The sequence below is a fragment of the Siphonobacter sp. BAB-5405 genome, from assembly GCF_002872335.1.
Taxonomy (GTDB): Bacteria; Bacteroidota; Bacteroidia; order Cytophagales; family Spirosomataceae; genus Siphonobacter.
On record NZ_NJAG01000045.1, the window covers coordinates 278,134 to 303,680 of the forward strand.

20 protein-coding genes and 2 pseudogenes are annotated in these 25,547 nt (G+C 50.0%); 4 read left to right on the plus strand and 18 right to left on the minus strand.

Translation table 11 applies throughout. The features are described from left to right. Positions 1–88: 88 nt before the first annotated feature. From BWI97_RS23885 to BWI97_RS23895, 3 genes and pseudogenes are all read right to left on the minus strand, one after another. Complete coding sequence (locus tag BWI97_RS23885; protein WP_102203104.1) at positions 89–1,186, minus strand: serine hydrolase; 1,098 nt, start codon at positions 1,184–1,186, stop codon at positions 89–91. Positions 1,187–1,382: 196 nt separating this feature from the next. Further along, positions 1,383–3,733: pseudogene (locus BWI97_RS23890) on the minus strand (GH92 family glycosyl hydrolase). A 624-nt stretch (positions 3,734–4,357) separates the two neighbouring features. Beyond that, positions 4,358–5,101 (minus strand): SDR family NAD(P)-dependent oxidoreductase, encoded by a 744-nt coding sequence (locus BWI97_RS23895; protein ID WP_233207991.1) that lies wholly within the window; start codon positions 5,099–5,101, stop codon positions 4,358–4,360. 118 nt (positions 5,102–5,219) lie between these two features. On the opposite strand from BWI97_RS23895, the gene BWI97_RS23900 reads away from it, so the two are divergent. After that, positions 5,220–5,573, plus strand: coding sequence for a helix-turn-helix domain-containing protein (locus BWI97_RS23900; protein ID WP_199182081.1), 354 nt, complete (start codon positions 5,220–5,222; stop codon positions 5,571–5,573). 238 nt (positions 5,574–5,811) lie between these two features. Next, a complete protein-coding gene (locus BWI97_RS23905) occupies positions 5,812–6,948 on the plus strand; it encodes an acyltransferase (RefSeq protein ID WP_102203105.1) in 1,137 nt (378 codons plus the stop codon). 58 nt (positions 6,949–7,006) lie between these two features. Here BWI97_RS23905 and BWI97_RS23910 read toward each other — a convergent pair whose 3' ends face one another. The 6 genes from BWI97_RS23910 to BWI97_RS23925 form a co-directional block, all read right to left on the minus strand. After that, entirely contained in the window at positions 7,007–8,614 is a 1,608-nt protein-coding gene (locus BWI97_RS23910) for a Na+/H+ antiporter (RefSeq protein WP_094815965.1), read from the minus strand. Positions 8,615–8,702: 88 nt separating this feature from the next. Continuing rightward, positions 8,703–9,203, minus strand: coding sequence for a 3-oxoacyl-[acyl-carrier-protein] synthase III C-terminal domain-containing protein (locus BWI97_RS28535; protein ID WP_233207993.1), 501 nt, complete (start codon positions 9,201–9,203; stop codon positions 8,703–8,705). Beyond that, positions 9,197–9,382, minus strand: coding sequence for a hypothetical protein (locus tag BWI97_RS28540; protein ID WP_233207994.1), 186 nt, complete (start codon positions 9,380–9,382; stop codon positions 9,197–9,199). Before BWI97_RS28540 ends, BWI97_RS28535 begins: the two co-directional genes overlap by 7 nt. After that, positions 9,367–9,762, minus strand: coding sequence for a hypothetical protein (locus BWI97_RS28545; protein ID WP_233207995.1), 396 nt, complete (start codon positions 9,760–9,762; stop codon positions 9,367–9,369). The genes BWI97_RS28540 and BWI97_RS28545 overlap by 16 nt, the downstream gene beginning before the upstream one ends. 263 nt (positions 9,763–10,025) lie before the next feature. Then, positions 10,026–10,271, minus strand: coding sequence for a hypothetical protein (locus tag BWI97_RS23920; protein ID WP_102203106.1), 246 nt, complete (start codon positions 10,269–10,271; stop codon positions 10,026–10,028). Positions 10,272–10,351: 80 nt separating this feature from the next. Then, on the minus strand, positions 10,352–10,894 hold the full coding sequence (locus BWI97_RS23925) for a hypothetical protein (RefSeq protein WP_133163412.1): 543 nt from the start codon (positions 10,892–10,894) through the stop codon (positions 10,352–10,354). 599 nt (positions 10,895–11,493) lie between these two features. On the opposite strand from BWI97_RS23925, the gene BWI97_RS23930 reads away from it, so the two are divergent. Together BWI97_RS23930 and BWI97_RS23935 are read left to right on the plus strand one after the other, a co-directional pair. Continuing rightward, positions 11,494–12,312 (plus strand): SDR family oxidoreductase, encoded by an 819-nt coding sequence (locus tag BWI97_RS23930; protein WP_102203108.1) that lies wholly within the window; start codon positions 11,494–11,496, stop codon positions 12,310–12,312. 2 nt (positions 12,313–12,314) lie between these two features. Then, a complete protein-coding gene (locus tag BWI97_RS23935; RefSeq protein ID WP_102203109.1) occupies positions 12,315–13,226 on the plus strand; it encodes an AraC family transcriptional regulator in 912 nt (303 codons plus the stop codon). On the opposite strand, the gene BWI97_RS23940 is transcribed toward BWI97_RS23935, so the two are convergent. The 9 genes and pseudogenes from BWI97_RS23940 to treZ (BWI97_RS23970) all read right to left on the minus strand — a co-directional run bounded on the left by BWI97_RS23940 (position 13,223) and on the right by treZ (BWI97_RS23970) (position 25,502). After that, on the minus strand, positions 13,223–13,555 hold the full coding sequence (locus BWI97_RS23940) for a hypothetical protein (RefSeq protein WP_146011009.1): 333 nt from the start codon (positions 13,553–13,555) through the stop codon (positions 13,223–13,225). The genes BWI97_RS23935 and BWI97_RS23940 overlap by 4 nt on opposite strands. A 2-nt stretch (positions 13,556–13,557) precedes the next feature. Then, on the minus strand, positions 13,558–13,791 hold the full coding sequence (locus BWI97_RS27460; protein WP_146011010.1) for a hypothetical protein: 234 nt from the start codon (positions 13,789–13,791) through the stop codon (positions 13,558–13,560). A 97-nt stretch (positions 13,792–13,888) separates the two neighbouring features. After that, on the minus strand, positions 13,889–14,347 hold the full coding sequence (locus BWI97_RS28550) for an AraC family transcriptional regulator (protein ID WP_233207996.1): 459 nt from the start codon (positions 14,345–14,347) through the stop codon (positions 13,889–13,891). A 458-nt stretch (positions 14,348–14,805) separates the two neighbouring features. Then, entirely contained in the window at positions 14,806–15,045 is a 240-nt protein-coding gene (locus tag BWI97_RS29325) for an SMI1/KNR4 family protein (protein ID WP_369826657.1), read from the minus strand. 243 nt (positions 15,046–15,288) lie between these two features. Then, positions 15,289–16,656, minus strand: a complete 1,368-nt coding sequence (gene malQ, locus BWI97_RS29330; protein WP_369826659.1) for a 4-alpha-glucanotransferase — start codon at positions 16,654–16,656, stop codon at positions 15,289–15,291. Next, positions 16,572–19,400 (minus strand): malto-oligosyltrehalose synthase, encoded by a 2,829-nt coding sequence (gene treY, locus BWI97_RS23950; RefSeq protein WP_369826653.1) that lies wholly within the window; start codon positions 19,398–19,400, stop codon positions 16,572–16,574. The genes malQ and treY overlap by 85 nt, the downstream gene beginning before the upstream one ends. After that, positions 19,393–21,237, minus strand: coding sequence for a malto-oligosyltrehalose trehalohydrolase (gene treZ / locus BWI97_RS23955; RefSeq protein ID WP_102203111.1), 1,845 nt, complete (start codon positions 21,235–21,237; stop codon positions 19,393–19,395). The genes treY and treZ (BWI97_RS23955) overlap by 8 nt, the downstream gene beginning before the upstream one ends. A 2-nt stretch (positions 21,238–21,239) precedes the next feature. Further along, positions 21,240–23,368, minus strand: a pseudogene (gene glgX / locus BWI97_RS23960) (glycogen debranching protein GlgX). Between the two features lie 286 nt (positions 23,369–23,654). After that, a complete protein-coding gene (gene treZ / locus BWI97_RS23970) occupies positions 23,655–25,502 on the minus strand; it encodes a malto-oligosyltrehalose trehalohydrolase (RefSeq protein WP_102203112.1) in 1,848 nt (615 codons plus the stop codon). Positions 25,503–25,547: the final 45 nt, after the last annotated feature.

Consider the following 25,547-nt stretch of genomic DNA (forward strand, 5'->3'; position numbering starts at 1 on the left):
CGGGATAGCCCATCCTGAGGAGACGAAAAGAAGCCCGCCGAATGCGACACAGGTTTGCGTTCGGCGGGCTTCTCTGTACAATCAGGTCTCAGGGATACAGAATTTTTCGTACGCGGTCCATCGCCACCCGGTTGTTGAAATTATCCATGTTTTGCAGGATGATGATGGTTTTTTTCGAATCGATATGCCGATCGATGTAGTGAATATAGCCCGCCCAACTACCTGAATGACTGACGAGCTTTCCGTAGGTCGGATCCTGTTTGAGCATCCATCCGAAGCCATAATCTGTTGTCTGACCATTCAACAATGTAACGCCGCTGAAAACCTCATCTTTTTCTTGATCATTAATCAATCGATCCGAGTATAGGGCTTGGTCCCAGAGCAGTAAGTCCCGAACGCTGGAATTCACCGTACGATCCCCCGTAATTCCATCCAGAAAATACGTGAAGAACGTTTTGCCGTACGCATCCGGTTGCACCTTATGACCGGTACTATCAACCAGGTGACCGAGAGCATAGTTTTCAACCTTCTGGGGTTTATACCGGCTTTGGTATACCAGAGATCGCTTCATGCCCAGGGGTTTAAAAATAGACTGGGCCAGAAAATCAGCGTAGGATTGATGTGATACCCGTTCTAGGATGGTTCCCAGAAAAGCGTAATTGGTATTGCTGTAGCTGAATCGCTCGTTGGGCTGAAAAAGAACGGGCGGACGAACGTGGCCAAAGGCATTGATCAGGTCGGGATTGGTTGCAAACTTGCTTTTGTCCCAGTGTTCAATAAAATAATCCGTATAGTCGGGCAGGCCACTGGTATGATGCAGGAGGTGTCGAATGGTAATCTTTTCATAACCAGCCAGTTCGGGCAGGTATTTTGCGATCGGGTCATCGTAGCGAAGCTTGCCCTGTTGTTGGAGGAGTACAATGCCCATGGCCGTAAACGCTTTGGATAAAGAGGCCAGTTCAAAAACGGATTCCGCATGCAACGGCCGACCCGATTGCTCATCCGCTTTGCCGTAGGATTTTTCAAAAATCGGAACGCCGTTTTCGGCAACCAGAACATTCCCATTAAATGATCCCTGACGGTACAATTCGGTAAACAGACTGTCCAGTTGGGCAGGTTTCGTTTGGCCAAGACTCGGCACACTCAGGTACAGGAGCGTACCCAGCAGCAGTAGCAGCTTTTTCATAAGGTAAAGAGTCAGAAGGTGTAAAAGCTTAGTGGTAGCAAGGATACAAAGAAAAAGACGGAATAACTAAATTTTTAGTTATTCCGTCTTTTTAATTTTGTTTGGATCTTTTCTAAAGTAATAATCTGCCAACCAGACTACTAGTAGAAGAGTGGTTTAAGTCTTACTGTATGTAGCCTGGTCGCTGAATCGCTACTTACTGAGCCGAGGGTGGCGGTGTCTGCGTACCCCAGGTGGTGTTAGGCTGACTTCCCATCACAAAGGTTAGCTTGCCTCCCTGCATCAGCTCGTCGCGATAGAGCCAGCAATGGGGCAGGTCTTTACCGTTAAACGTCGCCGACTGTACGTATACATTCGTTGCGGAATTGTTTTTAGCCTCGATGCGGAGTTGTTTGCCATTGCCCAGCCGAATCGTAGCCCGGTCAAAAGCGGGGCTTCCTAATTCAATGATGGGTTTCAGGTCCGTAAAACCTTTCACGTCGAACAGACCCAGGGAGGCCATGACGTACCACGAACCCAATTGGCCCTGATCTTCGTCCTGACCGTATCCGTAGCCATGAATAGGCTCCGTACCGTAAAATTCATCGCAGATGGCACGGGTCCATTTCTGGGTGAGCCAGGGCTTTCCGGAAAAATTGAAGAGCCAGCTGACGTGTAAATTGGGCTGATTACCGTGGTTGTACAGTGACTTGATGCCCGCAAAGGCATCGATTTCTTTTCCACCGCCAAAACCATTTTTCTGAGCGGTAGTAAAGATGTCGTCGAGCCGGGTATTGAATTCATCTCTACCGATTGCTTCAATGAGAGCTTTCGGATTTTGTGGAACGAAGAAGGTGTACTGGATGGCATTCCCTTCCTGAAAGCCCCGCCAGGGTTCAGAAGGGTCAAACGTGTCAATGAACGTACCATCCGCTCGTTTGGGACGAACCAGTTTTTGCTTCGGTTCATACAGAAGTTTCCAGCCGTTGGAGAGCCGGATCAACTGCTCGTACTCCGGCTGCTTACCCATGGCCCTGGCCAGTTGGGCCGCTGCAAACGTACTGAAACTATACTCCAGCGTATGGGAGGCCGAAAAGTGAGAGCCGGTCGAATCGGTTTTGTCGGCGTCGAGATAGGGAACGAAGCCTTGCTTCACAAATGCTTCCACATCCAGCTTGCCCGAGCCAACGGGCCGGTTGCGACCACTCAATTCGTTCGCCTGAATGGCCCGAAAGGCCAGATCGGTATCATAATCCCGGATGCCCGCCTGATAAGCCGCCGCAATGGCCAGACCGACGAAATTGGTCCCTACACCCGACACGAAATTGCTATTGGCGATGCCGTCGCCAAACCAACCCCGTTCCTTATAAATTTCCAGCTGGGTATGGACAAAATCGCTGTACCGCTCCGGGTATGAAAGAGCCCAGAGCTGCGTCAGATTCCAGTAGGCACCCCAGATGGCGTCGGTGTTGTAAAAGTTATGACTGAATTTCCCGTTTGTGTCGCGGGGCAACTGACCGATGGAGCCATCGTGCCGGGGAAAGGAGCCGTTTACGTCGTTGGCTACGCCCCGTCCGAGTAAGGCATGGAATAAGCCGGTGTAGAATTTAACCTTGCTCACCTGATCACCCTCGACGGTCAGCTTGCCCAACTCCTTTTGCCAGGTGTTCTTAGCCTGTTGCCGGGCTTTTTCAAACGAAAGTCCTGATGCCTCAGCGTCCAGGTTTGCCCTGGCGTTGGCAATGGAGGTGTAGGATAAGCCTATTTTCAATTCAATAGCCTCGTTATCGCTGGTCGTGTATTCCAAGAAAAGCCCGGCTCCTTTGCCCTGAGCCGCGTTACTTTGAGCCTGAATGCCCGCATCCGTAAAGGCTCCTACTGACCGTGGGGCTTTGCTCACTTCACCCCAGATGTACATGGAAACCAGGCCCTTTGGATCGTAAGTATTTACGTACTTGGGATAGGTAGTAACGAATCCTTCAAAGTGGGTCGCGTCGGTCATGCGTACTTCGGCCTTCCTTACTTCGCCACTTTCGCCCTGTACATTTCCAATGTCGAGTATAATCCTTGACTGATCATGTTTAGGGAACGTGTAGCGGTGAAAACCGACATGCGTCGTAGCCGTCAGTTCCGCCGTAATCCGGTAATCGTCCAGCAAAACTTTGTAATAACCGGGTTCAGCCAGTTGATTTTTTCGGTCAAAACGGGAGCGGTAGCACTGTCGGGGTTATCCAGATCGCCCGGTTTCACTTTAAGGGCTCCCGTGGCGGGCATCACGCTTACGCCACCGACCTGCCATTCGTGAAAATGCACAAAGCCTTCAATGGATTGATGCCGGGTGTCGTACCCCACGGCTTCCCAGCCCTGCTTGTTGCCGTAGTGCCCGTTGGTGGATGGAGCCAGCTTGGCCATTCCGTGAGGTACGGCCGCGGGAGTATAGAAGAACCACCGGCTGTGGGCGGTACCGATGTTGGGGTCCACGTAGCGGAGAACGTCTGGACGCCTGGCTGCACAGGAGGTTAGCAGGACAGCCAGCACCATGCTACTTAAAAGCTTCGCGTAATTCATTCGTGATCTAATAAAATAAGCGGGCAATCGCCCTTTTGAGGTCGTATACGTTACGAGAGCGAGATTCAACCGGACGAGCTTATTCGCCTTCGTATGCTTTTCGATTGGGTTAACGTAGGTTGCCGATCGGAGGGCAGACTTACACCAAAGGCCGAAATTGCAAAGAAATGCTTACGATTCGTCTATTGATATACGTAAATGCGAATTGAAATTTGGCTGAGTTGACGATATGAGTTTATTTCAATCACGAGGAAGCTTATACTTTCGAATAGTTCGTACTCGAACAAGGTACTGACGATTAAGGGGTTAGTAGAAAAAATAGTCCAGAGCAAGGGAGTAAAACTACCTTATTCTGGACTATAAAAGCGTTAAAAATAGAAAGAATACCTTTTCCTGACAGCCAATCATGGCAGGTGAGAGGAGATACTCTTCCAGTATTCGGATCATGCCCAGCATTGCCGGGCAATGGCTTCATCTAATGAATAGGGTTGTACGCCACGCATCAGGGAAGCATTCGTAGCCGGTTCATCGACTTCGACTGAGCGAGTCGATGACTGCATTTCCTGGGCATCTTAAGATGGTACCCGGATTCACCTTGAAATAAATTCAGACAGAGATACCCGTTTACAAACCGTAAAGACCACCCGAAACGGATATTTTTTCACCCGAAATCCAGGCCGCCTCTTCGGAGGCAAGGAATACCGCTACGCGGGCAATGTCTTCGGGCTGCCCGATGCGACCCAGTGGGGTATGAGCAATGAGGTTCTTCTCGAAATCACTGCCGCTAAAGCCCGCTGCATGGGTGCCCTCCGTTTCTACCGAACCGGGCAAAATGGAGTTGATGCGGATCTTTCGTCCGGCAAATTCCTTGGACAAGGCAACGGTAAGAGCATCCAGAGCCGTTTTGGTGGCCGAATAGACGGAGCCCATCGGTATAGGCATGCGGCTGGCACCGGAACTGATGTTAAGAATGCTACCTCCCTCCTCTCCAAACAGTTTCAACGATTCCTGAATGGTAAGAATGGAACCTAGTACATTGATGTTGAACTGTTTGTGAAACGTTTCGGGGGAGACCTGTTCAATAGGCTCGTAGATGTAAGTTCCTGCATTATTGACCAGAATATCCAGCGTACCAAATGCCTCTCTGGTTGCTTCAAACAATCTTTTCACATCGGCTGGGTTCGATACATCGCCTTGGACAGCAATGGCGGTACCACCGTTGGTGGTGATAGTCTGGACCACCTGGTCCGCTCCGGTCTTACTGGAGGCATAGTTTACAACTACTTTAGCTCCTTCTGCCGCAAAATAGGTAGCAATGGAGGCACCAATACCTTTGGAAGCACCCGTCACCAGGGTCACTTTGTTCATTAACTTACGCATGGTTACTGCTCATTTATTGTTTGGGCAGCAAAGCTAGAGCGGCTTGATTTATTTTAGTAACTTTGTAACTAAAAGTAACAGTAACCCCGAAGTAACTAAGTAACCTATGACGTGCGAACCCCGTAAAAGCGACGAACACAAAAAGGAGATGCGGGCGGTCCAGGACTGCATGCACGTACTCAATGGAAAGTGGAAAATTGCCATTATTTCATCCATTTGCTATTACAGCAAAAGGAGGTTTTCGGACATTCTAAACGACGTGGACGGGATCTCGAACAAAATGCTGAGTAAAGAACTCAAAGAGCTGGAAATCAATCAGCTCGTCAAGCGAACGGTGCTGGATACCCAGCCGGTAACCGTCCAGTATGAACTGACCGATCACGGCTGGTCGCTGAGGACCATTATTGAGAACCTGACTACCTGGGGCGTCGAGCACCGGAAGAAGATTTTTGAAAGCTAGGGGTTTGGTTGTTGTTACGCTGACTGTATTCCGTCTGCTACTGAGTAAGCGTTGGTAGTATCCGATCTATTTCCGTATGCTTTCGTAGTACACCGCTGTTCAGGGGAAAAACAAATTTTTCGATGGCCCGGCGGTAGGATCACGCTTGTACGGGTGGTAATTTTGAGGCTTTGCTGGTACCTGAGAACAGCCTATACGGAGACGTGTAGCTAGTGAGGTGATAACCCAAGGAGTATCCATGTCAAATTCCCAAATTCCCGGTACCGCCTTTGCGGATGCCAAACCCCATTACCACATTCTGGATGGATTACGGGGCGTAGCGGCCTTGAGCGTGGTGTGTTTTCACGTGTTCGAAGCCTTTGCTACCAGTCACTTAGACCAGATTATTAATCACGGCTATCTGGCGGTAGACTTCTTCTTTATTCTCTCGGGCTTCGTGGTGGGCTATGCGTACGATGATCGCTGGGAGAAGATGACGGTCCTGGACTTTATCAAACGCCGATTGATTCGTTTGCACCCCATGGTGGTACTAGGAGCCATTATCGGAGGGATTATGTTTTATACGCAGGGTTGTTCAGTATGGGACGTATCCAAAGTATCCATTTCGATGCTTTTGGTAGCGACGTTAATCAACGCCCTGCTTATTCCCGCGACACCTGGTTTTGAAATTCGGGGCGTCGGCGAAATGTTTCCCTTAAATGGGCCAAGCTGGTCGCTGTTTTTCGAGTATATCGGTAATCTCCTGTACGCGTTCTGGTTGCGTAAGCTTTCCACGAAAGCATTGGCCGTTCTGGTTGTCCTCACAGCGTTCGGTTTGGCCGCCTTTGCGATGGTTGGACCCTACGGTGACCTGTGCGTGGGTTTTTCGATAACGGGTGACAACATGCTCGGCGGTTCGTTACGCCTGCTGTTTTCGTTCGCGGCGGGTTTACTCCTATCCCGCGTATTCAAACCGATCGCGGTCAAAGGAACGTTCTGGATCGGTAGTCTGGCCATACTCGTTTTATCGGCGATCCCACGCATTGGTGGTAGTGAATACCTGTGGATGAATGGTTTATACGATACCCTCTGCGTAACGATCGTCTTTCCGGCACTGGTTTATCTGGGAGCTTCCGAAACCACGATCAGTCAACGTATGACTCGACTATGTACCTTTTTAGGGGACCTTTCGTATCCTTTGTATATGGTTCATTACCCCTTCATCTACCTGTACTTCGCCTGGGTGAAAAATGAAAAGCTCACCTTTGAACAATCATTGCCCGGAGCGTTGGCCCTGGTCGTGGGTTCGGTAATCCTGGCGTATGGATGCCTGAAGCTGTACGATGAACGCGTCCGCCGGTATCTGACGAATCGTCTGCTACGCGTAGGAAAATAGTATCCGTAAGGCATCTTATAAACGATGAACGAACGTTTCTTCAGAGTTCGTTCATCCCTTACTTTTTCGACCAGCGAGCTTGTTCATAATCCAGTTCACTTTCTTTCGCCCGCAGAATTTCGTCATCAAAACGGCTTTCCTTTTTCAGGCGTTCCAAAGCTAATCTCCTTACTTCGACGAGGTCTAGCATCACTTTACGGTAGAGGTCCTGAACGGTCAATAACCCGGACGACTGATCATTGGATTGTAAGGCGTTCTTGGTCACTGAAACCTGGGAGATCAGTTGAGCCTTGATACGCCCCACCACTTCGTATTGTTCCATTTCATAGGCATAGTGCGTGTCTAGATGTTCCAGGGAAAGCTGAGTGAGTTCCTGCCGAAGTGATTCAATTTGCTCCTGAGCCGGAATTTGTTCTTCGGTTTCTTTAATACCAAGCCATTTCATGAACAATGGAAGCGTAAGGCCCTGGAATACGAGCGTGATAAGAATGACTACGAACGTGATGAAAAGAATCAGGTTTCGATGCGGAAACGGATTTATGCCATCCAGCAGGGTCAGGGGAATGGCCAGGGCTGATGCCAGTGAAACAACCCCCCGCATACCCGCCCAGCCAATGAGCAGGGACAGTTTAAGACCAGGGTGAGGTTCGGAGTAGGGTTTTCCAGCCGCCAACAAACGGGGCAGAAAAAAAGAAAGATATACCAATACTATCCGAATAATGATGACCATGCCGCTTATCAGCAACGAGTAGTAGATCACCTGCAGAACTGTGTACTCTTCCAAACCCTGAATAATGAGGGGTAGTTGTAATCCAATAATCGTAAATACAAATCCATTGAGCAGAAAACCTACCGTAGCCCATACTTCCTGCGTTTGCTGGCGGGTCTGATAATTCAAAAACTTACTCGAACGGGCCGAGAGTAACAGGCCGCCACTAACAACGGCCAATACGCCGGACCAGTGAAATTGTTCGGCAACCAAGTACATCAAATACGGAGCGATCAGAGTAATGGGTGTAATGATGCGGGAAGTGCCTCCCCAGTAACGCATGATCCAGTACAGCAGAAAAGCGATACTGAACCCTACGAATACACCCATGACGGAAAGCACCAGGAAGTCTACAATAGCCTGCTGAAATACAAAGTTTCCAGTCAGTAAGGCCGCCAGGGCAAAGCGAAAGACCGTCAGTGAGGCCGCATCGTTTACCAGACTTTCGCCTTCCAGTATGGTTTGGGCCCGTTTGGGTACATCCAGTCCGCGTAGTACGGAGGTAGCCGCAATGGCATCAGGAGGCGAAATAATGCCGCCAAGTAAGAAACCCAGAGCGAGCGTAAAGCCAGGAATCAGGGCGGTGGAGAAGTAGGCAACCGCCAGTGAAGTCGCTAAAACCAGGCCGAAGCCTAAACTAAGGATGGACCGTTTCCACTTCCAGAGCTGCGTCCAGGAAGATTCCCAGGCAGCTTCGAAAAGTAGTGGAGGTAGAAAAATCAAAAAGACCAGATCCGGGTCAATGGTCATGGAAGGGATACCGGGAATGAAGCTGATCCCCAGACCACCCATCACTAAAAAAATGGGGTAGGATATGTTCAGGCGTTGACTAAGCATGTAGAGCAACGCCATAATAAAAAACAGGGATAAAATCAGTAATAGATTTTCATGGATCATTAGCCAGTGGAGTCATTGAACTAAAACAATGGGTTAAAGTCAGATAGGTACGGATTGGGGTAAGTGGAGTATCCAGGTTTGCGGAGGATCACACCTGATAGATCAATGCATTGATATTCATCCCAGCTCCCACGGAGGCCAGTAAAATATAATCTTCTTTTTGCAGGGAATACCCCGGCAATTCACCCTGCATGACCTGATGCAGCAGCGTAGGAATTGTAGCAACGGAGCTATTGCCCATCCAGCGAATATTCATGGGCAGGATGGCGGGCGGAGGCGTCTGTCCGTACAGGCGGTAAAATTCCCGAAGAATCGCTTCATCCATCTTTTCGTTGGCCTGATGAATAAAGATCATTTTGAGAGCTTCCAGCGGAAGGCCACTTTCATCGAGACACTTCTTCATCGCTCCGGGAACCTGCGTGAGAGCGTATTCGTAGACTTTATGCCCGTGCATCTTGATAAACTGCGGTGAGCCTTCCTGATCGGCATTGGCCTTACCCGAATAAATATAGTCCGCTTCCGTAAGCGTGTCCGAACGGACCACCGCATGCAGGATACCGCCCTCATCACTCAGGCTTTTGGTCACCACACAGGCTCCGGCTCCATCGGCAAAATCAGGGAATCCCGATCACTGGCGTCGATTACGCGGGATAGCGTCTCCGTACCAATCACTAAAATTGTCGAGGCCGCTCCGCTTCGAATGGCCTGATCCGCCAGAATCAGCCCCTGCAACCAGCCCGGACAACCAAAGATCAGGTCATACGCCACGCAGAACGGATTTTTGATAGACAGACCCTGTTTGATCCGCGAGGCCAGCGATGGTACCTGATCCCGGGGTGCCCCGCATACGCCATGTCGCCGTAATTATGAGCGACAATAATCTGATCAATGGTTTCTACGTCAATCCGTGCTTGACTAATGGCTTGCTGAGCGGCCTGCAAACCCATTAGCGATGCTGTCATCCCCGGGGTAGCGTACCGCCGTTGTTCAATACCCGTAATGGCCGTAAATTTCTTAAGTGTGGTTTCTACCGGCTGGCGAAGGGGTGTTTGATTACTGTCATAAAATTCATGCGTCAGAAATGCGTCATTGGTAACCGTCAGCGGGGGGAGGTAGGCACCCGTGCCTGAAATGAGGGATCGAATCATAACATAATGCTTCTTAACGTTCCAGAAAATCTAAAAACAAGTCCTGGCGGAAAACAAATTTAGTTAGGAATAAAAAAGGATTCGATGCCACAGAAAAGGGGCATCGAATGGTTGCTTCACACAAGGTCCATTCGTACGCTTCCTGAAAAGGCAAGCTTACAACGGAGAAAAACGCTCTAGCCTTGAAATGAAGGGCGTAGCAAACGTCCGGTTTGACGAGGTCTGACTACAAGTAGCCGGAAATTGAGAACTAAAACGCAGGCTTAGTTGAACCGTAACAAGGTACGCGACTCGCAGGCTCCGTTCATATAATCAATGGCTAACAGAGCAATGGCACGACCTTGTCGGGTTTGCAACAGGGGAATAGAGCGGTACGTTGTCCGGCCATCGATCAGAATGGATAAAGCTTCCTGAAAGCCTTCGGAGTCCTGTTCCGCAGTACGAATATCTTTGAGTTTTTCACGAAGTAAAGAAATCGTCTTTTTGATCTGTTGATTATTGGGTTTCATAGTATAAGTAGATAAGGATGACTAGACGCTGAAGTCCGGGAAATGAAAAGCAACAAGCCTGTTAGTCGAATGATTATAGACTAGGCTTTAGAATTGAAAGGAGCAGAAAAGAGCCGCCAGTTTCTGTACAGCTCTTGACGTTTCGGGGATGAACCACCCACGGGGTGATTATCGGACGTACCGAAGAAATCGCCTAATTCCACGGCCACCCGTTTCAGGTGTTTATTCAGATAAATTCGCTGATTATCGATAAAGAAACCAAGCTCCTGGTCCTGCTCAACGGTGAAGAATGAGCCATTCGAGAAATAACCGGTACCCGCATTGAAATAACGATTGAGTCGATTCGCGGGTATGTCGCCGGCTAATTCCGTAGATACGTCCGGAAGACATTTTTGCATCCATTCCACCAGGGAGGTTATGTCCTGCACTTTACCCGCTACGCCAACACCTTCTCTAAAATCAATGCGGTGACCTCGTTCCTCGGCTCTGGTTAGTAGGTCATGGGTAAGTGTAATGAGTTCGGCAAAATCTTTTTTCCAGGGGCCCTCCTCCAAAGAATCAGGAGCAAAGGATGGGCTGTCGAGTAAGGTATGTAAACGAGTAAGCATATGAGAAGTGTCCATAGTACGAGGGGTAGTCAGTGAAAAGAGGAAATGGAATGGCCAGAAAGAAGAATCATTTATCCAGGGTATAAACCAAGAATCAAAAAACGAGGTACTGGCTGTACCTAACGTTTCCTTAAGGGGCGGCAGTTAATACCGGAAATTCTAGAACGGGACGTACTGGAAATAGGGCATAAATGCCTGAGAAAGAAATGAGGTAAAAAGGCGGCGAATGCTCGTTTTGAACGTAAACATGATCGTTGGGAATAACCGAACCGAATCAGGATGCTAACCCAAAGCGAGGCAGTACGTGAAGAAAACAGACCTGGAAAGGTCTGAAAAACAGAACCCTGACTAAGAAAAATGATTCCAAACGCAGGTTCATTCTAGTATCCTAACTGGATTACTGCCGGTCCGGTTCATTTTTGGGGCAAAAGAAATTAATCCGCTTCGGTAGGGCGGGGCCTGAAAAGCGGGTGAACTGCGTTCCGTGGGAGTATTCTGGCGTAAAAGATAGGATTGGTGTGGGGAATCGAATCCTGGATACAACAAGCCGACTTTTGGCTACAAGCGGCTCGCCCCTGCCGCCGTTCTTTGCCTAAACATTAGTCATCGAACCAATGAAATACACACTTGTAACCGGAGCATCCGCTGGCATTGGCGAAGCACTGGCCCGAAAATTAGCCCAGCGAAAACACAACTTGGTACTCGTCGCCCGAAATGCCGAAAAACTCGCTGAGATGCGTAAACAGCTTCAGCAGCAGTATGGGATTCAGGTAGCTTTCATCGCAGCCGATTTGTCCAAGCCAGATGCTCCGGAACAGATTTTCCGTGAAACGCAGCAGCAAAACTGGGAAATTGAGGCCCTCGTCAATAACGCGGGGATTGGGTCCGGCGGCGAATTTGCTACGCTTTCGCTGGCATCGGAGCTGGCCTTGCTGCAACTCAACAACGCCTCGCTGGTAGCGATGACGCACCTCTTTCTGCAACCCATGCGTGAACGCAGACGCGGCACGATTATCAACGTGGCGTCGATGGCCGCCTTTGCTCCCATCCCTTACATGGCTACCTACGCCGCCAGCAAAGCCTTTGTGCGTTCCTTTACCGAAGCCATCGCCGAGGAATGCCAGCCTGATGGGGTCCATCTGATGCTCTTTGCTCCCGGACTAACGAAAACGAATTTCAACGAATCCGCCGGGATCAATAATGAAAAGTCCATTGGGCTAAACTCGGACTATCAAACGGCGGTGCATCAGACTGCCGATGAAGTGGCGGATGAGTTACTGAAAGCCTGGGATGCGAAAAAACAGTTTTACATCTCCGGTAGTAGAAACCGTCTGGGCTTTCGTCTTGTCGCTTTAATACCTCATCCTACGATTGCCCGGTACATGGCCCGTTCGTACCGGAAAAAACTAGCTCAACAATCACTACCTTCGTAAGCATGGAAACGACGCCCACCGTTCATATTCAGTCCATCACGCAGCTGCACCAGCTTTTGGAGCAGCCCAAACCCCGCCATCCGCTGGTGAGCCTGATTCGGTTTGAAGATTTCCCTGCGATAAAAATTGAACAGCGAACCCGGCTGATTTCGGACTGTTACCAGATCACCCTGAAAAAGGAATGTCCCTGTAAGATTCAGTACGGACAAAGCCGGTTTGATTTTGACGAGGGGGTGATGGCCTGCTTTGCTCCGAAACAGGTAAACTTTATCGATCAGGATTTTGCCTTCGCTACGGCGGGCTGGCAACTCTCCATCCATCCGGATTTTCTGCGGAATTACCCGCTGGGCAGCAAAATCAAAAACTATGGATTTTTCGATTACTCGGTCAATGAAGCCCTGATTCTCTCCGAAGAAGAGCAACGCCGGATTGAAATCATCTTTCTTCAAATGCTGGAAGAATCCCGGCTTCCCATTGACCACTTTAGTCAGGATGCCTGGATTGCTCACCTGGAACTGCTGTTAACGTATTGCAATCGCTATTACAATCGGCAGTTTATTACCCGGAAAGCCGTCAGCAGTGAGTTACTGGATAAGGTTCAAAAACTACTGGACGAATACTTTGCTTCCCAGGAATCCAATAAGGGCTTACCCACCGCTCAGTACTTGGCAGAGAGCCTGCATCTATCCTCTAAATACCTGAGCGACTGCCTGAAACAATTGACGGGCAGCACGACCCAGCAGTTAATTCACGAAAGACTCATCGAGCAGGCCAAAGAAAAGCTATCGACGACCAGCCTCTCCGTGGGTGAAATTGCGTATCAGTTAGGGTTTGAGTATCCGCAGTCGTTTAGTAAACTTTTCAAAGCCAAAACCAACCAGACCCCGCTGGAATTCAGGGCGTTTTATAATTAGGCGGGACCGTTATTTACCCATACGAAGGGATGAACTATTCGGTGTAAACCGTGGTGGTGGTGAGTCCGAAAAGAGGCTTTCTGACGGGCCTTATTTTCCAGGGTGAGCTGGCTGGCCCGACGTTCCATTTCAGCTAATGCGGGTACATTCCACTGGGCTCGTTCTTCATCCGTCGTGTCCGGATCTATGTCCCACAAGCGGTACCGACCCCCATCCGAAACGAGTTGCGTACCATATTTTTGGGGCTGACCCTGGTACATGTGCCAGCGGTCCAATGCGGCTGCGGCTAACCATTCTACTGCCGGATTACCCAGTTCTACGCTTGTCAAGGCTAATTGGTGAGCCGACCAGATTTCGTCGATGCTATCTCCGTGCTGAAAAATGAGAGCCGCGTGGTGTAATCCTGAGCGGTAATAACTCGCCCTTCGTTGATTAAGGTCTGAACCTGTGTGCGTCGCTCGCGATCTCTGGTTCGTAAGGTCTCGTACGCCGGGGTGCCCACCTCTGGATAAGGAATCCGTTCGTTCTGATCCGCTTCGAAAAGCGTATATAAAGCATCAGGCATACAAGCTGGCTCGGTAAGATTGCGGTGTACAATAAAACGTTTCTAAAAGACTCAATCCTCAACGAGAGGTCCCTCGTTTTATTCAATACCTTCCTTGCTAAGGAGAAGCAATTTGCATCGATAGTCGGAATCCGACGGGCGTCATACCCGTTTTTTTCTTGAACAGGCGACTGAAGTACTGCGGATATTCAAACCCAAGCTGGTAGGCCGTTTCATTGACCGATGCGGAGGTGACCAGGAGTAATCGTTTCGCTTTTTCAATCAGGGCGTGGTGAATGTGCTGCTGGGTATTCTGACTCGTGAGCGTACGAAGCATGTCACTCAGGTAAGCCGGTGATACATTCAGCTCATCGGCTAGTTCCTGTACGGTAGGAATGGAATGCTCGCTGGGTTGGGTAAAGTGAGCCGCGAGGCGGTACTCAAAACGCATCAGTAGTGAATCCGGCTCCCGATTGGATTCAGGGGTCCGGCGGGTTAGAAACTGACGGTGATAAAACCGGTTGGCATAGGTTAGCAACAGGTCACTCTGAGCGACGAGCACGTCCTGACTAAACAAATCAATGGGCCGCTCAACTTCCGCCCGAATGGTATTGATGAGCTAATTAAGCGTAGCTTCTTCGGCAGCCGACAAGTGCAGGGCCTTGTTGGTCGCGTAGGAAAAGAAACCATAACGCATGATTTTCTGACCCAAGGAGTATTTAGCCAGCAGGTCGGGATGAACCAGTAGGCTCCAGCCCTTCAGACTTTCAAAGATTTCAGCAAGTTCCTCCGCATTGGCCAGCCAGCATCCCTGTCCGGGTGCCAGAAAGCTGAGGACCCCTTCGTGAAATCGTAGGAAGTGTGTCCATAGCGAATGGCTGCCTAACTCAAGCCCTGTTTTATCGAAATCAGGTAAAATTTGCTGTATGACCGGAGTCAGAACGGCCGGGGCATCACGTCAATAGGCTGCTGATGCGTAGCGTAAATATCATCATTTATAATCTTCATCCCTACATACTCTGCCTCACCAATGGATTAGCAAAACAGAAGCATATGCTCGTCCCAGTCGTCACCAAAGTTCTCTTGTTGAAACCTGTTTTCATCTACTAATTCTTGGCAGCTTAGGAATCGGTATCCACCTGTATCTTCGAATTCATAAAAAGTAACTCCATTATATTTCCGTAGAAAAGCTACTAAATCAATAGGTAATTTGAAGTCGAAGTAAGATCCACAAGCTATGAGTTCCTGTTCGTGAGCTTTTTCCGAATAGTAAATTTTGAAAGAAGACCCTCGTAGGTTCGTACTCCTCCTTTCTGGCTTTCTTGATGTAACTGCCCTATCTTATCAAACCATTCCTTTTTCATAGTAGAAAAAAGCACTTAAATAAACCAATACAATAACGGAAAGATAGTAAGTATAATAGATCCTAACATATTCTTTCTAAAACCATATAAAGTGAAGGAGCCCGATTTGGTGTCGGGCTCCTTCACTTTATGTGCACGGGTCTTTATTACCCCCTTATCCCCGGTGATAAATCTCAGCCCAGGTTCGGAGCTGCTTTTCGTGAACGGCGGTAAACTGCTCGGGCAGTAGTCGCCATTTCCAGCAGGCACTGTTACCGGCGGGCGTGTTCATCCGGGCCTTTTCATCCAGTCCCAGTACATCCTGTAAGGGTAAGATGGCCGTTTGGGCCACGGAAGCATAGGCCAGCCGAATCATGACGAAATGAATTGTCTCTTCGGACAGGGAGCCGCCCACATATTTTTCCAGGTTTCGGTGTTCTTCCGGGGACAAATCCTGCCGGAACCAACCCTTCGTCGTGTTGTTATCGTGCGTACCCGTGTAGACTAGACTCAGTGGCAGGTGATTATGCGGAATATTGACCGAACGCGGCATGTCGTCGCTAAAGGCAAAATGCAGGACCCGCATACCGGGCAGCATAAATTCATCCCGCAACTGATAGACATCCTCGCCAATATCACCCAGGTCTTCAGCAATCAGCGACAGGCTTCCCAGTTTTTCCTGTAAAATCTGGAAAAATTCGGCTCCGGGGCCGGGTTTCCAGGCTCCGTTTTTAGCCGTTTTTTCCTCGGCGGGTACTTCCCAGTAACTGGCGAAAGCCCGGAAGTGATCCAATCGCAGGCGATCGTACAATTCCATGTTCTTTTCAATCCGATCAATCCACCAGTCGTACTGGCGGGCTTTCAGCACGTCCCAACGGTACAAAGGCATACCCCAGCGTTGCCCTTCTTCGTTGAAATAATCGGGTGGTACGCCCGCTACGCAGGTCATTTCACCCTGTTCATCCAGGTGGAAAATTTCCGGGTTAGCCCAGACATCCACAGAATCGTAACTGGGATAAAAAGGTAAGTCGCCCAGGAATTGTACATTCTGCTGGTTACCATACGCCCGTAACTCCCGCCATTGTTGGAAGAAGATAAACTGCACCCATTTTTCGTAGGTAAGTTCCGCTTCGTGTTCGCAGGCAAACGCGATCAGGGTTCCCGACTCCCGCATTTTGTAGGGTTGCGGCCACTCAGACCAGGACTTTTGCTGCTGATAATTTTTCAGCACCACAAATAAGGCATAGTCGTCGAGCCACTCGGATTCCTGCTGACAAAATTCACGGAAGGCTTTTCGCCAGTAAATGGAAGCCGATTGTTGAAATTTCTGATACGCCTTGGCGAGCATCTGGGTTTTCAGCTCGTTCACCCGCTCGTAATCGACCTGCGACTGAGCCGGAAGCTGATACGGCTCCAGGTCCTTCAGCCAGCCGTGTTCCAGTAATTTTTCCGGACTAATCAGTAGGGGATTGCCCGCCCGGCTTGAGATGGAACTATACGGCGAATACGCCTGATCGACTCCCGTTGGATTGAGCGGTAACAGCTGCCAGTAGCTTTGTTTACTACGGGAAAGGGCATCCACGAAGGCATGGGCCTGAGTCCCAGATCACCAATACCAAAGTTGGAAGGCAACGAAGTGACGGAAAGTAAGATACCCGCATTGCGGTCCAGCATTTCCGGTTCGCCCTGTAATAAAGCCAGGGGTAACTGGTGGAACAAATCCTGTACGCGTAATGATTCGACCGGCATTCCCAGCAAATTGAGCCAGGTTTGGGGAGCTTCTTCGGGTATTACAATCTGCGTATCCTTCCAGTCGATTTCCAGTACCGAACACTTCTGCTTTTCTCCGAGTTGGGCCGCGTGTAGTGGTACAGCTACGATGAACCAGTTTTGCTGGTACCGGCGGGCAAAAGCCAGGACGTGCTCGGCGTATGCTCCGGTCACCTGCAAGGGCAGATATAATCCTTCCGCGAAGGTTTCCGCGTGTTCGCCGCGTTTCAGGAAGAGCTGATGCGTCAACCAGAGTTTAATTTGTCCGGTAAAGCGACGTTTCCATAAATCGGCTACCGTAACGCGGTCCAGTTCATCCAGCCACTGCTGACGAAGCTCGTAATCAACGGGGCGGCGGTTGTCCGGATCTACTAAGCTCAAATCCCAGGATTCAGTACCCTGATACACGTCCGGTACGCCGGGAGCAGTAAATTTCAATAGCGTCTGAGCCAGGGAATTGACAATACCCCAGTCGGCTATTTTCCGGTGGAAAGGTTCGAACGCAGTCCAGAATTCCCCTTCCTGATCCAGCAATTGTCCGGCAAAACCCTGAGCTGCCTGCTCGTAGTCTTCATTAGGCTTGGTCCAGTTGGAGTGAAGTTTAGCTTCCCGTAAGGCTTTTTGCAGGTATTCGTTGAGCCGTTGCGGGAATTCATCTTCGTCCTGCCCCGGCATGGGGTACGCCCCAAGTACGGTCTGAAAAATAAAATACTGATCGCTGGGGTCCAGTTCCGCGTGGCGATGGGCCGCTGACCATTCTTCCACGGTCTTGAGCCATTCCTGCGGTAAATCGGTGAGTACGTTGAGTCTGGCTCGGACGTCCTCGCCCCGTTTGGTATCGTGCGTGGAGGTGCCATTCAGCGACAGAGGCCACTTCTGCTGCCGATCCCGCATGAGCTGGTGGAAATGTTCCGGGCTAAGTCCGAATTCGGCAACGGAATCGCCCACTTCATTGTGACCAATAAAGCGGTGATAGGTATACAGCAGCGTATCTTCCACGCCTTTCGCCATGAGCGGTCCCGAAAACTGCATGCACCGCTGGTAGAAGGGCAGAGATTCATCCTGATTAAACAGCGTATCCTGCAAAGCCGTTAGTGTCTTTTTCAACTTCGGCTGATCCGCTTCAATGGCAGCAAATACCGCACGGATCGCTTCCTGTTCAGCGGGCTCCAGGGGCCACTGGTTACCGTAATTGCGGTACACCGGGCAATAAATCAGCCATTGAGCAATGGCTTCCCGTAGCTCTTCCTCAGGCAACTCAGGCAGATCCAGTTGACCGTATAGCCGTACCAGATTGGTCAACTCGCCCGCCATATGGTCGAAAAGAATGGCCGCTTTCTTGCGGTGAATCTGTTCGAGAATAGGAGTACGATCGCCCGTCAATTTCTCGTAATACTCGGTAAATGCTTGTTCACTATTGGTATTGGTAAACAGGTTGTTGACGTACGAAAGAAAATCGTAACCTGTATTGCCTTCAATGGACCAGTACTCGGGCAACTCTTCACCCGGTTCAAGAATTTTCTCTACCGTCAGATACGTTTCCGGCCCGGCCAGTTCACGCAGTTGTTGCAGGTACGCGGTCGGATCGTACAGCCCATCGATGTGATCGACACGGAGGCCCTGAAAGACGCCCGTATCCACCAGCGTCTGGATGTACTTGTGAAAATGCTCAAATACCTCGGGTTGCTGGATGTTGAGGCAAATGAGGCCATTTACCGTAAAAAACCGCCGAAAGTTGATTTGCGTATCGGTTTCCGCGTAAAAGCAGAGGCGGTAATACTGTTCATCGGCGAGTTGCTGAATTTTTTCCGGGTCTTTGTTCCAGCTTTCCAGTAACTCCTCCAGATCCGCATGCAGCTCCGTTTGCTCGGCTAAAGGTGTCCAGACCTGTTCAACGAGTGTCACGCCGTACAGACCATCGTCTTCGATACGTTCCAGTTGCTGAAAGGCTTTCGAAAGGGAGGCCGCTTGGGGCAAGGCTTCCAGTACGCGGCCAACCGAAGGTGTACTCAAGGGGAAATCCATTTCATTCACCACTAGCACCAGCTGCTTGTTGTGGTAGGCAACTTTCAAGTCGCCCTTTTGGATTACCTCTTCCAGCGATTCCCCGAGGAAGGGAGCCATAATCTGGCCCGGACTGACGGGATTATCCCAGTCAATGTCAAAAAATGAAGCGTAAACCGAACGTTTGCCTTTCTGAAAAACATCCCAAATCCACAGGTTCGAAGGGGTGTAAGCCATGTGATTGGGTACAATATCCTGCAACCAGCCAATGCCTTTTTCCTGCAATTGAGACTGAATCCGCAGTAAATCCGCTTCCGTACCAATTTCAGGATTGATCCGGTGGGGATTCAGTCCATCGTACCCATGCGTACTGCCGGGCGTCGATTCAAAAATGGGCGAGGCATACAGCGTTTGAATGCCCAGTTTCTGTAAATAGGGTATAATGGCTTCGAGTTCCTTAAAGGAGAACGCCTTGTGAAGTTGAAATCGATAGGTAGCGATGGGGTTATTCATGGATGTATAGGAGAATCGACTCCGGTTGAATGGTGAGCCCTGAATCAGGTAAAATGACCTCAGGAGCACCTAAAGGGCCGTTCCAGCGAACATCGGCGGAGTCCCAGCGTTTATGCCAGGCCAGCTTCGCCTCCGGTACGGGTACGGCCTGAGGCTGCTTAGAGAAATTCAAAAGGATGAGAACATCCTGGGTTTCGTGCCAGCGACGAATAATCAGTAAATCCCGGTCTTCGTCTGCGACCACTTCCATTTGACTACGATCCAGATTTTTGAGAGCCGGATGAGTCTTGCGAAGGGCAATCAGTGCCTGATAATACCGAAATAAGGTTTGGTGATGTTCTTTTTCGAGTAAGGACCACTGCAGTTTGGATTGCTGAAAGGTTTCCTCAATGGTCGGATCGGGAGCTTCTCCTTCACCACTGTGGAAGTAGGCAAACTCCTTGCGGCGACCTTCCCGTACCAACGCTGAAAGTTTGGGATCGGTATGATCGACAAAATACAGAAAGGGATTCTCTTCAGCCCACTCTTCTCCCATGAACAGCAGGGGCAGGTAAGGACTACATAGTACGGTTCCAGCCAGTAATTTAAGCATTTCAAAGCTTACCAGCTGGCTCGTACGTTCGCCCATCATACGGTTCCCGACGTGGTCGTGGTTTTGAGAGAAGACCACAAATTTTTCACCCGAAATCTGATCCGTATGCACGCCAAATTTCTTATGACGGCGAAAGGAGTACTGACCCGTATATACGTAAGCATCACGGAAGGCTTTCGCCAGGTGATTCATGCCATTCATTTCTTCGTAATAACCCGTCCGTTCCTCCCCGGCCGCTACGCGAAGGGCGTGGTGGAATTCATCACTCCACTGGGCATCCATGGCGAAGCCACCCTGCTCCATGGGTTTGATGTAACGGGTGTCGTTCAGGTCCATCTCCACAATCAGGTAGTGGCTACGGCCCGTTTGCTCGCTCAACGCGTCTACGTGCTGTTTGATTTCCTGCAGAATATGACAGGGGTTGAAATCACGGATGGCGTGTACGGCATCCAGACGGAGGCCGTCGATGTGGAAATCGCGAAACCACATCAGAACGTTCTCTATAAAATACTGCCGCACGCCATCGCAGTGTTCATCATCAAAGTTCAGGGCGTCTCCCCAGGGCGTAGCGTATTTATCGGTAAAATACGGGCCATACTGACCAAAGTAATTGCCATCAGGCCCCATGTGGTTGTACACCACATCCAGTACCACGGCCAGCCCTTTTTCGTGACAGCGGTCTACCAGGTGTTGCAGCCCGCGTACGCCTCCGTAGGAGTGCTGAACGGCGAATGGATACACACCATCGTAGCCCCAGTTCCGTTTCCCGGGAAACTGGGCAATGGGCATGAGTTCAATCGCTGTTACACCCAGCGAAATCAGGTAATCAAGTTTTTCTTCTAATGCGGCAAAGGTGCCTTCGGGTGTGAAGGTACCTACGTGTAATTCGTAAAAAATGTAATCGGCGAGTGGTAAGTTTTTCCAGTGCTGGTCGTGCCAGTCGTAGTCGGATAAATCAACAGCCTGGGATACGCTATGGACCGTTTCAGGCTGCGACAGAGAAGTCGGGTCGGGCAGATGTTTACCATCGTTTAACACGAACTGGTAGGTGTCACCCGGCTGAAGCTCGGTAGTAGTTAATTTCCAGTAACCAAAATCATCTCTTACCAACGGGTACATCGTATTGGATTTGGTCAGATGGATGGAAACGTGCTCCAGCAGGGGAGCCCACAAAACAATGTGAGCTTCCCCCGAAGGACTGAAATTAACCCCGAGCGTGCGAGAACTCAGGTTAATAGATTGCATACTTACTTGTGCGTAGAAAGTGGATTTTTGAGCACCACGACGGAGCGGGCCGCAACGGTAATGGTATCACCGTGTTGGAACGTATCGCCCTCTTCGTCTACCAGAGCCGTACTCGTGTCGAGTACCTTGATCCAGGTCGTGCCCCATTTTTTAGGTGGAATTTTGTAATCAATCGATTCATAGTGAGCATTGAAGAGGACGTAAAAGGTGTCATCCACAATACGTTGACCCGTGGCACTAACGGAACGCAGGGCATGTCCGCTCATGAAAATTCCCAGGGATTTGGCGTAACCATTTTGCCAGTCTTCGTCGCTCATTTCCGTGCCTTCGGGCAAGAACCAGGCAATGTCTTCCAGGCCCGTACCTTTGATGGGCTGACCTTTAAACCAGCCCCGCCGGCAGAATACCGGGTGGCTCTTGCTGAAACGAATCACCTTGCGGGTAAATTCCAGCAATTCGTGATCAGCATTCTCCCAGTTTACCCAGGAAATTTCGTTATCCTGGCAGTAAGCGTTGTTGTTTCCCTGCTGCGTACGGCCCATTTCGTCTCCGGCTACCAGCATGGCTACCCCTTGCGAAAGGAAGAGAGTCGTGATGAAATTTCGCTTCTGCTGGGCTCGCAGGGCTACGATTTCCGCATCTTCAGTAGGACCTTCGGCTCCGCAGTTCCAGGAGCGGTTGTGGCTTTCTCCGTCTTTGTTGTCTTCCCCGTTGTCTTCGTTATGTTTATCATTGTACGAAACGAGATCGTTGAGCGTAAAGCCGTCGTGAGCCGTGATAAAGTTGATACTGGCCGTCGGACTGCGGTACCTTCCTGATACAGGTCGGGGCTTCCGAGAAAACGCTGGGCAAACTCGCCGAGTTTACTGTCAGCTCCCCGCCAGTAATCGCGTACGCAGTCACGGTACATGCCATTCCATTCAGCCCAGCCCGGAGGGAACTTACCTACCTGGTAGCCGCCTTCACCCACATCCCAGGGCTCGGCAATGAGTTTCACCTGTGAAATGATCGGATCCTGATAAATGACGTCAAAGAACGAGTTGAGTTTATCAATTTCGTGCAGACCCCGGGCCAGCGTTGAAGCCAGGTCAAAACGGAATCCGTCCACGTGCATTTCCAGAATCCAGTACCGGAGGCTGTCCATGATGAGCCGCAGTACGTTGGGCTGCATCACGTTCAGGGTATTACCCGTACCCGTATAATCCATGTAATACCGGCCATCGTGCAGTCGGTAATAGGCAGCGTTGTCGATTCCTTTGAACGAAAGCGTGGGACCCATTTCGTTACCCTCGGCGGTGTGGTTATACACTACGTCGAGAATGACTTCGATACCCGCTTTATGGAGTTCTTTTACCATTGTTTTGAACTCCGTAACCTGCTGGCCCTGGACGCCGCTGCTGGAATAACCCGCATCCGGAGCAAAGAAAGCAATGGTATTATAGCCCCAGTAATTGGTCAGCCCTTTTTCAACGAGGTGACTGTCCTTGACAAAGGCGTGAATCGGCATCAGCTCTACGGAAGTAATACCGAGGTCTTGCAGGTATTTGATCGTAACCGGGTGACCCAGGGCCGCATAACTGCCGCGGATTTCTTCAGGAATATCCGGATGCAACTGCGTAAAACCTTTCACGTGGGTTTCGTAAATAACGGTTTTATTATACGGAACCTTCGGTGCTACATCATCTTCCCAGTCAAAGCTTGAATCGATTACTACCGACTTGGGTAAAAACGGAGCACTGTCTTCTTCGTTGAAGGAAAGATCATCCTCACCGATCTTGTAGCTAAACAGCGAATTATCCCATTCTACCGTACCGGCTAACGCTTTGGTATAGGGATCGATGAGTAACTTATTAGGGTTAAACCGATGTCCGTTTTCGGGTTCATACGGGCCATGAACGCGGTAACCGTAAAGCTGACCGGGTTTTAAACCGGGTATGTACACGTGCCAGATGTGATAGGCCCGTTCTTCCAGCGGAATGCGAATGGTTTCAGTGGCGTTAGAAACTTCATCAAAAAGACATAAATCAATACCGGTTGCATTTTCGGCGAAAATGGCAAAATTGACACCTTTGCCATCGTATTTTGAGCCTAGTGGAAAGGGATCACCAGGATACGTAGTAGTGGACTTCATGTGAAAATATGGGTGTTAGTGTATGGGTCGTACGGTACTCCGGTGCTGGTTGAGCGATTTATTTTCTGCAGCTACAAGGGGGCAGAATGGAGTGCCATAAACCATCACATTCTTTTAAAAAAAGTATCCGATACGCAAATTGAGGAAAAATGGGGAGAGAATGCGGCAAAAATACCTATATATGGCTGGGTGGGATTTCGGGTAGGTAAATGTATGGAAAGCAACAAAAAAAGGTCGTAAGCACGATTATGCACGCTTACGACCCTTTTCAGTAATGAAGGTACTACTAGGACTCGCTTTGATAGACCGTTACGCTCCAGGGGGTAACAGTTAGTAACGTTTTGTCGTATACGTGATCCACGGCAGGAGTAGGCTGACTGCTCTCCAGCCATTGCTCTTCTTTTGAATCCAGGATTTTATTCCAGGTCTGTTCCATGGCCGGCACGGTAAACGAAATGTCCTCACCGGAGAGATTCAGAACGGCCATGAGATGTTCCTGTCCGGAATCATTCTGCCGGAATAATACAAAACCCGATTCATCGATGACCTGAACCCGTATATCGTTTTTGCAGTAATTCTGTAACAACGGAATTTCCCGCCGCAGGCCAATCAGGGTTTTGTACCACCGCCGGATGAGATCATGCTTGCCCTGGGTTCGTTCTTCCCAATGGAGGATGGAGTCGCGGAAGGTTTGTTCTTCCTGCGGATCCGGGGGTACTTGCTCATCCCCGTCATTGAATGATTTGAAATCTTTCGTTCGACCTTCCTGCACCATTTTGATTAACTCCGGTTCAGAATGATGAATGAAATACAGGAAAGGAGCCCGCTCGGCGTACTCTTCGCCCATAAACAGCATGGGAACGTAAGGGGCCAGCAACAGGGCCGCTGCCGCTACCTTCAAACGTTCGGTATCAATGAGTGAGGAAAGCCGCTCACCCAGCAGCCGATTGCCCGCCTGATCGTGATTGTCCATGAAGGCAATAAACTGGTCGCCCGGAATGCCCGCCGATGAGGCCCCGTACCTACGCTTCCGGAAGCTGACGTATTCCCCGCTGTGCACGAAACCGTCAGTATAGGCTTTAGCGATCTGATCCATGCGGCCAAAATCGCCGTAGCGTTTCTTGCCTTCTTTTTCATCCAGAACGGCGTAGAAGGAATGATGAAAATCGTCCAGCCACTGAGCTGTAAATCCGAAGCCACCCGCTTCCGGTTTCTTAAGAATATGCGGACTGTTCAGATCACTTTCGGCAATCAGCGTAACCGTACGCCCGAGCTTTAATTCCAGTTGATGCACTTTACTGTACAGGTAAGCCCATAAGCTGACGGCTCCCTGATCAAAGATGGTGTGAATGGCATCGAAGCGAAGTCCATCCATGTGAAATTCCTCGATCCAGTACAACGCATTACCCACAAAGAAATCCCTTACCCCGTCCGAATAAGCATCATCAAAATTCAACGCGTTACCCCAGGGCGTGCAGTACTTTTCCGTAAAATAAGGTCCAAAATCCGGGAGGTAGTTTCCTTCCGGGCCCAAGTGATTGTACACCACATCCAGGTACACCGCAATACCTGCGGCATGGCAGGCATCCACGAGTTTTTTCAGCCCTTCAGGACCGCCGTAGGAGTTTTGCACGGCGTAGGGAAAGACGCCATCGTACCCCCAGTTCCGCTGGCCCGGGAACTGGGCAACTGGCATGATTTCCAGGGCATTGATACCCATATCGGCTAATTCCGGTAATCGCGGAATGATGGCTTCAAACGTACCCTCCGGCGTAAACGTACCCACGTGCAGTTCGTAGAGCACCACTTCCGGAAAAGGTACACCCCGCCAGGTAGCATCCTGCCAGGCGTAAGCGGCCTGATCGACTACTTCGGAAGGACCGTGTACGCCCAGGGGCTGGAAACGCGAGGCGGGATCGGGGTAAGACTCCTGATCATCCGGACGGAAAAAATACTGCGAACCCGGCGGTAAATCGGATACTTCAGCGAAAAAATAACCCTCCGCCTGCGGTTGCATCTCGATCGTCCGGGGCTGAGGCTGGACTACCTGGAGCAGCATGCGTTGCTTGTCGGGAGCCCATACCGTAAATGTACATTGATTATCACCTTGATAATCAGAACCAATTTTTTTCATGACTGCGGGGATTCGTCGTCTAGAATCGGTGAAGGTGGATGTGTG

Excerpts from the sequence above, each read along its gene's own strand:
- BWI97_RS23920 (WP_102203106.1), bottom strand. The coding sequence starts at position 10,271 with ATGAAACCCAATAATCAACAGATCAAAAAGACGATTTCTTTACTTCGT.
- BWI97_RS23910 (WP_094815965.1), bottom strand. The coding sequence starts at position 8,614 with ATGATCCATGAAAATCTATTACTGATTTTATCCCTGTTTTTTATTATG.
- BWI97_RS23925 (WP_133163412.1), bottom strand. The coding sequence starts at position 10,894 with ATGGACACTTCTCATATGCTTACTCGTTTACATACCTTACTCGACAGC.
- treZ (WP_102203112.1), bottom strand. The coding sequence starts at position 25,502 with ATGAAAAAAATTGGTTCTGATTATCAAGGTGATAATCAATGTACATTT.
- BWI97_RS23905 (WP_102203105.1), top strand. The coding sequence starts at position 5,812 with ATGTCAAATTCCCAAATTCCCGGTACCGCCTTTGCGGATGCCAAACCC.
- treY (WP_369826653.1), bottom strand. The coding sequence starts at position 19,400 with ATGAATAACCCCATCGCTACCTATCGATTTCAACTTCACAAGGCGTTC.
- BWI97_RS23895 (WP_233207991.1), bottom strand. The coding sequence starts at position 5,101 with ATGAACAAAGTGACCCTGGTGACGGGTGCTTCCAAAGGTATTGGTGCC.
- BWI97_RS23900 (WP_199182081.1), top strand. The coding sequence starts at position 5,220 with ATGACGTGCGAACCCCGTAAAAGCGACGAACACAAAAAGGAGATGCGG.
- treZ (WP_102203111.1), bottom strand. The coding sequence starts at position 21,237 with ATGCAATCTATTAACCTGAGTTCTCGCACGCTCGGGGTTAATTTCAGT.
- BWI97_RS23935 (WP_102203109.1), top strand. The coding sequence starts at position 12,315 with ATGGAAACGACGCCCACCGTTCATATTCAGTCCATCACGCAGCTGCAC.
- BWI97_RS27460 (WP_146011010.1), bottom strand. The coding sequence starts at position 13,791 with ATGCCTGATGCTTTATATACGCTTTTCGAAGCGGATCAGAACGAACGG.
- BWI97_RS23930 (WP_102203108.1), top strand. The coding sequence starts at position 11,494 with ATGAAATACACACTTGTAACCGGAGCATCCGCTGGCATTGGCGAAGCA.
- BWI97_RS23885 (WP_102203104.1), bottom strand. The coding sequence starts at position 1,186 with ATGAAAAAGCTGCTACTGCTGCTGGGTACGCTCCTGTACCTGAGTGTG.
- BWI97_RS28545 (WP_233207995.1), bottom strand. The coding sequence starts at position 9,762 with ATGATTCGATCCCTCATTTCAGGCACGGGTGCCTACCTCCCCCCGCTG.